The sequence below is a fragment of the Paraglaciecola sp. genome, assembly GCF_030730205.1.
Lineage (GTDB): Bacteria > Pseudomonadota > Gammaproteobacteria > Enterobacterales > Alteromonadaceae > Paraglaciecola.
This window is the reverse complement of sequence record NZ_JANQVQ010000285.1, coordinates 1-8464: the sequence shown is the minus strand read 5'-3', so window position 1 is coordinate 8464 and position 8464 is coordinate 1. Positions and strand designations below refer to the sequence as shown.

The 8464-nt window shown below is 40.6% G+C and carries 9 protein-coding genes; 4 read left to right on the top strand and 5 right to left on the bottom strand.

What is annotated here, in order from left to right:
• Positions 1–361 precede the first annotated feature (361 nt).
• Together NWQ57_RS18125 and NWQ57_RS18120 are read right to left on the bottom strand one after the other, a co-directional pair.
• Positions 362–826 carry a chemotaxis protein CheX gene (locus NWQ57_RS18125; protein WP_306023581.1) on the bottom strand — a complete coding sequence of 155 codons (465 nt, stop codon included), beginning with the start codon at positions 824–826 and terminating at the stop codon, positions 362–364.
• A gap of 53 nt (positions 827–879) precedes the next feature.
• A complete protein-coding gene (locus NWQ57_RS18120) occupies positions 880–1314 on the bottom strand; it encodes a transcriptional repressor (RefSeq protein ID WP_306023580.1) in 435 nt (144 codons plus the stop codon).
• 316 nt (positions 1315–1630) lie between these two features.
• Here NWQ57_RS18120 and nudC point away from each other — a divergent pair, with 316 nt between their 5' ends.
• Positions 1631–2461, top strand: a complete 831-nt coding sequence (gene nudC / locus NWQ57_RS18115) for an NAD(+) diphosphatase (protein ID WP_306023579.1) — start codon at positions 1631–1633, stop codon at positions 2459–2461.
• Positions 2462–2696: 235 nt separating this feature from the next.
• The gene (gene hemE / locus NWQ57_RS18110; protein ID WP_306023578.1) at positions 2697–3767 is read left to right on the top strand and encodes a uroporphyrinogen decarboxylase; all 1071 of its coding nucleotides are present in this window, start codon (positions 2697–2699) and stop codon (positions 3765–3767) included.
• 5 nt (positions 3768–3772) lie between these two features.
• Here the strand turns inward: hemE and NWQ57_RS18105 are convergent, their stop codons facing one another.
• Genes NWQ57_RS18105 through mpl form a run of 3 tightly spaced genes read right to left on the bottom strand, consistent with a single transcriptional unit; the run spans position 3773 to position 6484 of the window.
• Complete coding sequence (locus NWQ57_RS18105) at positions 3773–4270, bottom strand: GNAT family N-acetyltransferase (protein ID WP_306023577.1); 498 nt, start codon at positions 4268–4270, stop codon at positions 3773–3775.
• A 34-nt stretch (positions 4271–4304) separates the two neighbouring features.
• Positions 4305–5081, bottom strand: a complete 777-nt coding sequence (locus NWQ57_RS18100; RefSeq protein WP_306023576.1) for a S1/P1 nuclease — start codon at positions 5079–5081, stop codon at positions 4305–4307.
• Between the two features lie 38 nt (positions 5082–5119).
• A complete protein-coding gene (gene mpl / locus NWQ57_RS18095; protein WP_306023575.1) occupies positions 5120–6484 on the bottom strand; it encodes a UDP-N-acetylmuramate:L-alanyl-gamma-D-glutamyl-meso-diaminopimelate ligase in 1365 nt (454 codons plus the stop codon).
• A 243-nt stretch (positions 6485–6727) separates the two neighbouring features.
• On the opposite strand from mpl, the gene NWQ57_RS18090 reads away from it, so the two are divergent.
• A complete protein-coding gene (locus NWQ57_RS18090) occupies positions 6728–7696 on the top strand; it encodes a class 1 fructose-bisphosphatase (RefSeq protein ID WP_306023574.1) in 969 nt (322 codons plus the stop codon).
• A gap of 234 nt (positions 7697–7930) precedes the next feature.
• A complete protein-coding gene (gene ppa / locus NWQ57_RS18085; protein WP_306023573.1) occupies positions 7931–8464 on the top strand; it encodes an inorganic diphosphatase in 534 nt (177 codons plus the stop codon).

Here is an 8464-nt window from a genome sequence, read left to right as displayed (position 1 = left end):
GGCTTGAGTCGAAAGAGCTAGCAATATACTTGCTGCTAGTGTAATTTTTTTCATGTTTACGTCCTTTTGAGTGTGTTCTGTGTTTAACTAAAATTGTATCATCAAATAGCATTAGACTTAACCTTCCTTATGAAGTGAATTGTATCAATTCAGCAACTACGAAGGAGTTGAGTCTCTGCGATATTCTTATTTAATTTTAAAAATTCGTTTTATACCTCCTTTTAAAGGTGTTAGAAAACGAACTATTTCATGTTTGCGATGCTCGCTACTGCAAAGCAGAGATCATGCCAAAAACGAAATTCTAATTACAAAAAACAAATATTGCGGTTTTGCAAGTTAGAACGTTCGCCATTTTCTGTATTTAATCGTTGAAACACATTTCTAAATACAGATTTCCCGATGCATGACTAAACGGAAGAATTATTTTTTTGCCATCCACTTGATGATCTACGGTGTGGTTTTTTCCTGAAACTACCATTGGGGTAGCCATCCCAAATTCAAAACCTTTTTGACTTAATTCATTTTTAGCACCACCACAAATCATATTAGTGATTTCACCGACCATATCTTTAACGTCAGCATTGATGGTTGTAGGTTTTTCACCAAGCATCTTATGCATTATTTCAAGCACTAAGCCTTCTTCAAAAGAGATGGATAAAGAGCCTTGGATATTTTCACCAACCATGCCAATGAGTCCTGATATATCTCCGCCTGCCTTATCGTCACTTTTACGTTTTGGCTTACCCGGTTTCAGCTCAGTTTGAGCCATGGTGCTCATCACGTTCATTAAAGCGCTGATAAAAGGATTAATAAATTCGGCATTCATAAGTCACAGAGTCCTCGGATATTCATGAAAAATTGGATAAATTAGCACATCATCTATTTGCATGAAGAGCAAATGCCATGAGCTTCGATAGTTTGCGTTACGACATTAAATCCAACCGATTGAGCTTGTTTATCTAATGTTTCTTTTAAACCTTCAGATTGGATTTCTTGGACTTCACCGCAGGTATCACAAATCAAAAATTGAACAGGGTGGTTGCAATCAAAATGGTGGCACGCTACAAATGCGTTAGTTGACTCCAACTTATGAACTAAACCAAATTCAAGTAAAAAGTCCAACGTTCTGTATATTGTGGCGGGTTTCGCGCCCGGTTCACTAAGCTTTAAAGAATCTAATAATTCATAAGCGCCAATAGCGCCTTCTTGCTGTAGCAATAATGCGTAAACTTTTTCTCGTAACGACGTAAATCTTGCGCCTTTTTTTTCGCAAAAAGCGCGGGCTTTACTTACATGTACATCAAGACCAGTCACTGATTATTCCTAAGATATTAACAAGTGAATAATACCACTTTTTTACAAAAAACTTAGTCATTTTTGCTAATTCATACTTTTGTATAGTTGCCAATACTTTTTCAGTGTAAGTTTCTTACTGATATGTTGCAAATAAAAGACATAGTTAAAACATTTCAGTGAAAAAACAAAATATTACAGGCTGCAAGGCATGAAAAATAACCCCAAATAAACTGTCGCAAATTACAGACTCAAGAGAAATTCTAAGTATTTCAAGGTCATTAACCTATGTGATATTTATGTTAAACTGTCACTCTCACAATATAAGAGCAAGGTTATGGTAGAGCAAAATATTCGGATTCAAGCTGAGCAAGTCGCTATTTGGATAATAATAGTTGGAGATAAATTAATTCAACTCAATCAAGAATCTGGTTATCTTAAAAAGGCGTGGAGCGATTTGTCTTTTGTCCATGCTTACCAAGAACAAATTGTGAAGATTGGCGATTATGAAGGCCATCCTTGTTTTTTGATTGACATGGGCAATGAGCAAATAGATGACGACACATTTGCTTTAGTGAGTATGCGCTCAATCTTGACCGAAGTTGATAATGCTTTTTTTGGCATTGCAGCTCGGGCTTGGCAAGTTGCATTATTTATGCGGACTCACCGCTATTGTGGACAATGTGGAACAACCATGCAACAGGTTGAATGGGAAATGGCCATGCATTGTTCTCGCTGTAATCATCGTTGTTATCCTCGTATTTCTCCCTGCATTATTGTGGCGATCAGGCATAAAAATAAGCTGCTATTAGCACAGGGCAAACCCCATCAATCTCGTCAAATGTACTCAACCCTCGCAGGTTTTGTTGAGAGTGGTGAAACCCTTGAAGAGGCCGTACATCGAGAAGTGATGGAGGAGGTGGGCGTTAAGCTCAGCAACTTACGTTATTTTAATAGTCAGCCATGGCCCTTTCCTCACTCATTGATGGTAGGATTTTTAGCCGATTATTTAGAGGGCGATATTGTAGTAGACGGTCATGAGATCATTGATGCTCAATGGTTTGATATTGATGCGTTACCGGTTATACCACCAACCTTCTCAATTGCTGGCCAGTTAATCCAACACACAATAAAAGAAATTAAACTCAATCAGAAGATTGAACCTTAAGGTAGAAGCAATAAAAAACCCCACAAAATGTGGGGTTCGAATGTTTTAGCGTCTTGGTCTCGTTAACGAGCTTCTTATTGTTTAAATGCTTTCGCAACACTTTTATAACAAGGTCCAACCAGCTTTGCAAGTTTTTAGGGCATTTAACCAATATAAGCCTGTTTAACTCCGCTAAAGTCGCTACAATACCCGCCTTTTATTGCTTTTTTAGCAAGTAGTTCCGGTAGAGGATGCAATGCAACAATTACAAAATGATCGTTATTTAAGGGCTTTACTTCGTCAACCTGTGGACATGACACCCGTGTGGATGATGCGCCAAGCAGGTCGATATTTACCAGAATATAAGGCAACTAGGGCTGAAGCAGGTGACTTTATGTCTTTGTGCAAAAATGCTGAGCTTGCCTGCGAAGTGACCTTGCAACCCTTACGTCGCTTTGAGCTAGATGCTGCGATTTTGTTTTCAGACATCCTAACCATACCTGATGCAATGGGTTTGGGTTTGTACTTTGAAAATGGCGAAGGACCTAAATTTGAGCGTCCTTTAAGCTCGATGAGTGAGGTTAAACAGTTACCTATACTAGATCCAGAAGTAGAGCTGGGTTATGTAATGAATGCCGTGCGCACTATTCGTAAAAACCTTAAAGGAAGCGTACCGCTGATTGGTTTTTCTGGCAGCCCCTGGACCTTAGCCACTTATATGGTGGAAGGTGGTTCAAGCAAGGCTTTTACCAAAATCAAAAAGATGGCGTTTAGTGATCCCGCAACCTTACACATTTTGCTAGATAAGTTAGCGGACTCAGTTATTCTTTATCTTAATGCTCAAATTGCTGCTGGTGCCCAATCCGTCATGGTATTCGATACTTGGGGTGGGGTTCTTTCACCTCGAGATTATAAAGATTTTTCATTGCAATATATGCATAAAATAGTGGATGGTTTAACGCGAGAAAATGACGGACGCAAAGTACCGGTAACCTTATTCACAAAAAATGGTGGGATGTGGTTAGAGGCCATTGCGGCAACTGGCTGTGATGCAGTGGGGCTTGATTGGACGATTGATATCGCTGATGCTAAGCGCCGAGTTGGCGACAAAGTGGCTTTACAGGGAAATATGGATCCTTCCATGCTGTATGCTGACGCGCCGAGAATTGAACAAGAAGTACAAACGATTTTAGAGGGCTTTGGTCAAGGGCCAGGGCATGTTTTTAATTTAGGTCACGGTATTCATTTAGACGTACCACCTGAAAATGCCAAAGTGTTTGTTGATGCTGTGCATAAATTGAGTAAACCCTTCCATCTTAAAAACTAAGTGCGTTAAGTTAAAATTCCTTGCCAGTAAGCGACATCAATCCATCGGTTAAATTTTCGGCCAACTTGTTCAAAGTGGCCGACTTTCTTCATATTAAATTTTTCATGTAAGGCTATACTGGCTGGGTTTGGTAGCGCAATTCCTGCAATGACCACATGTACCCCCTTTGCTTTCAATAAAGTAAACAGGCGTTGATACAAATTTGAGCCCCAGCCTTTACTCTGACATTCCTCTGTTAAATAAACAGTGATCTCAACTGATTGAGCGTAAGCACTGCGAGTTTTCCATTGGCTTGCATAGGCGTAACCTATGATATTAAGGCATTCATCAACAGCCACAAGCCACGGCAAACCTAAAGCCTGAATGGCTTTGATTCGACTTGCCATTATAGAAGGTTCGACAATTTGCTCTTCGAAGGTAACGACAGAATTCAACACGTACTCGTTATAAATTTCGGCAATGCCTTTGGCATCTTCTTCTGTTGCCTGTCGAATCCGCCCCATGTCTTGCTCCTATTTTTTCAAGCCTAACTACAACCTACTCTAGTACTTCATTTAGGTAGGCCGCTATTCGTACGCCACCCATCTGTAAGCGTTGTTGCACGGTTGGCATGTGCTGATACAAGTAGTCCCATGATAATTTATTTGAACTTGGGTATACTGAATCTCTGAGTACGCTGCTTTCTTTGATCCACACTTGCGGATCGGTAACTGACCATTCTTTCAACTGTTTTTCAGATATTTTTCGGCTTAAAATTGTCGTCCATTCAGTATATGAAAGCTCTCTTTTGTCCATTAATTCAGAGTCCCATACTCGATGCAGATTTGAATCCTGCCAAAAGAACTCGAGTTTCACCTCGTTACCACCCTTATCTGTACCGTTACCTACATGTAAAGGCTGATGTAAATCGCCAATAATATGTACAATAAAACGTAAGGCCAACTGCTTGTCTGCCAAACTTGCTTTTGGATCTTTCAAGGTCGAGGTAAAGCTATTTAAGGCAGTTAATGCATCACCTTCCTTAGGTGGTTCAACGTCGTGATAACTATGTCCAGCTGGGACTGTCACATAATGCCAAGGGTTTGCGGTTTTTTTCCAAAACTCACTGGGATCTGAACGCATTTCATCAGGGTAAGTTGATGCCTCAGCTAAATCCTCATTACCCAGCATGTTCGCTATGGCTTGTTTAGCTTGTGGTGTTAAATATTGTTCGGCAATGGCACCAGTAACACGATGCCCATTTTGACCCCAAGCTACAGCTTGGCCACTCAATAAAATGGAAGTTACAGCAAATACAATCGTTTTTAATTTCATGGTTATTCTTAATATAAGTTATCAAAAGTTGGTTAGAGTTAGACGCTGGTTAATTCAAGGTTTGTGATTTTATCTAATAATAATTGGTGGATTCCACCAAAGCTACCATTGCTCATCACCACAATGTGGTCGCCGGGTTTTACATAAGCGATAATCGATTTTACTAACTTATCCATGTCTTTATACATTAAAGCGGTTATCTCACTTTGTGCTAATAAATCATCCATAGACCAGGTTAAATTACTGGGCTCAAAAATAAACACTTGGTCAGCGGCGGACCATGACTGTGCCAAGCTATCTTTATGCACACCGAGTTTCATGGTGTTTGAACGGGGTTCGAGTACAGCAAGAATACGCTCGCTGCCAACCTTGGCTCGTAATCCTTTTAGTGTCGTTTCGATGGCGGTGGGATGATGGGCAAAGTCATCATAGAGCGTTATACCTTTGACCTGAGCTTTCACCTCCATGCGTCTTTTTACGTTCACAAACTGCCCCAAGGCTTCAATGGCAATATGGGTTGGTACACCGACATGGTGGGCTGCAGCAATGGCCATAACCCCATTACTAATATTGTGATGGCCTAATAAGTTCCAGCTTACCTTACCTTGACTTTGTCCTTTCAACATGATTTCAAATTCACTTCCGTCATCGGCGACATGGCCTAGCTGCCAATCTTTCCCCACCATCTGGACTGGAGTCCAGCAGCCCATATCGAGTACGCGAGTTAGATTTTTATCTGATTGAGGGATGAGCACTAAGCCGTTGTTTGGGACGGTACGCAACAAATGATGAAATTGCTTTTGAATGTCTGCGAGGCTGTCAAAAATATCTGCGTGGTCAAACTCCAAATTATTAAGGACGACAGTACGCGGATGATAATGAACAAATTTAGAGCGTTTATCAAAAAACGCACTGTCGTATTCATCTGCTTCAATAACAAAAAAAGGACTTGCGCCTAAACGTGCTGACACGGAAAAGTTTTGTGGAATACCACCAATTAAAAAACCAGGATGCATATCAGAAAATTCTAATATCCAAGCTAACATACTTGACGTTGTTGTTTTGCCGTGCGTGCCAGCAACAGCCAAAACCCAGCGGTCTTTTAGCACGTTTTCTAATAGCCACTGAGGGCCGCTGACATAGGAAATGTTGCGGTCGAGTACATATTCAACGGCGCTATTGCCTCTAGATAAGGCATTGCCAATAATAACGAGATCGGGTTCAGGGTTAAATTGCTCGATTGCAAACCCTTCTGTCAAGGTGATACCAAGTGATTCCAATTGTGTGCTCATTGGCGGATAAACATTACTGTCGCAGCCAGTAACTTGATGTCCAAGTGCTTTTGCGATGGCTGCAATACCGCCCATAAATGTGCCACAAATACCCAGAATATGAATGTGCATAGTTTACGTAGTCAAATTAAATATGACTGGTAGCCTATCAGAACAGCAAGCCTCAACCCAATCACTAGTTAAAAATTAATTGTTTCAAAAAAGGAATTTTCACTTTATAGATTGTGATTTTTCGGTATCGTTAGCAAAGTTTTTCCTTGTAAGCGTTATGAGCGAAAAAAACTCGCAGCAATCAAAACAATAATAAGCTGTTAACCCTCTACCCTACACAAATAAAAAAGGTATACACGTACTATGAAACGTTTGAACTCTCAACTTCAGGATGATGGGGCTCCCATGGAGCTCATATTGTTGATAAGAACTTTATTGGCAGGCTGTAAAGAAATTGCCTTTAGGGTTAGCCAAGGTGCTTTAGCTGGTGTGCTAGGCTCAACTTTGAGTGAAAACGTACAGGGCGAAACTCAAAAAAAATTAGACGTTATTTCTAATCAAATTTTAAAAGATATTTTAAAAGATTCGGGATATGTGAAAGCCATTTCATCTGAAGAAGAAGATGACGTGGTGGCCTGTAATCCAGAAGGTAAATATTTAGTGAGCTTTGACCCACTTGATGGTTCATCAAATACAGATATCAACAGTTTGATTGGCACTATTTTTTCTATCAGTCATGCGCCCCAGTGGATGAAACCTGACGACCCTTCGGCTTTTTTGCAGCCAGGTACGCAAAGTGTGGCAGCGGGATATGTGCTTTATGGTCCCTCGGCGATGTTAGCCATGACTACAGGCCGTGGCACTCATCTTTATACCTTAGACAAAACTCATGGTGGCTTTTTGTTGACCAAAGCCAACGTCAAGGTGCCAGAACAAACCAGTGAGTTTGCGATTAACACATCTAATCAACGTCATTGGGAAGAGCCTATTCAACGCTATGTTAGCGATTTAATCGCAGGTGAAGATGGCCCTCGTGGTAAAGATTATAATATGCGGTGGGTTGCTGCTATGGTGGGCGATATTCACCGTGTACTGAGTCGTGGTGGTATTTTCTTGTATCCTTTTGATAAACGTAATCCGGAAAAACCAGGTAAATTACGTTTGTTGTACGAGGCAAATCCTATGGCCTTTTTGATGGAGCAAGCGGGCGGTTTAGCAGACACTGGCGCTGGTCGTATAATGGAAGTGATGCCAACTGAAATACATCAAAGAGTACCGGTTTTATTAGGCTCCAAAGAAGAAGTGGAAGCCTGCTTACACTATTACAAATAGTCTTGCATAAACCTCGTAACAAAAACCATTGTTTTAGATTTTTGTTACGAGGCGAATACGTGGTGTCGCTTCTTCACTAAAGTACTAGGCCAAAACCTAGTGCGGTATAGAAAAAGTGACTTAAAACCTCGCTTAAAAAGTGATTTACCCTACATTATTCATGACTTGTCATTTCATCTTCATGCTCTAGCCTTTATAATCCGGCGCAATTATTCGCAAAATATAGGAAAAACTATGAGTTTAAATGACGTGCCCGCAGGTAAAAACTTGCCTGATGAAGTCAATGTTATCATTGAAATACCCGCCCATTCTGACCCAGTAAAATATGAAGTAGACAAAGATACCGGAGCCATCTTTGTTGATCGGTTTATGGCGACATGTATGCACTACCCAACGAATTATGGGTACATCAATAATACCTTGTCTGAAGATGGTGATCCCGCTGACGTGTTGGTGATGACTCCATTTCCATTATTAGCTGGTTGCGTTATTAAATGTCGTCCTGTGGGCGTATTAAAAATGACGGATGAGTCTGGTACCGATGCTAAAATCTTAGCGGTTCCAGTTGACAAGTTGTCTACTATTTATCGTGGTATTACTGATATCGATCAGGTGCCTGAATTGACTAAGCAGCAAATCCAACATTTCTTTGAGCATTATAAAGATCTTGAGCCGAATAAATGGGTCAAGATCGATGGCTGGGAAGATGCTGCCGCTGCAAAAGCTGAAATTGTTGATAGCCTTAAGCGCTACCAAGAGACTAAATAA

Coding starts and splice junctions, on each gene's coding strand:
- NWQ57_RS18125 (WP_306023581.1), bottom strand. CDS start 826: ATGAATGCCGAATTTATTAATCCTTTTATCAGCGCTTTAATGAACGTG.
- hemE (WP_306023578.1), top strand. CDS start 2,697: ATGCAACAATTACAAAATGATCGTTATTTAAGGGCTTTACTTCGTCAA.
- mpl (WP_306023575.1), bottom strand. CDS start 6,484: ATGCACATTCATATTCTGGGTATTTGTGGCACATTTATGGGCGGTATT.
- ppa (WP_306023573.1), top strand. CDS start 7,931: ATGAGTTTAAATGACGTGCCCGCAGGTAAAAACTTGCCTGATGAAGTC.
- NWQ57_RS18100 (WP_306023576.1), bottom strand. CDS start 5,081: ATGAAATTAAAAACGATTGTATTTGCTGTAACTTCCATTTTATTGAGT.
- NWQ57_RS18105 (WP_306023577.1), bottom strand. CDS start 4,270: ATGGGGCGGATTCGACAGGCAACAGAAGAAGATGCCAAAGGCATTGCC.
- nudC (WP_306023579.1), top strand. CDS start 1,631: ATGGTAGAGCAAAATATTCGGATTCAAGCTGAGCAAGTCGCTATTTGG.
- NWQ57_RS18090 (WP_306023574.1), top strand. CDS start 6,728: ATGAAACGTTTGAACTCTCAACTTCAGGATGATGGGGCTCCCATGGAG.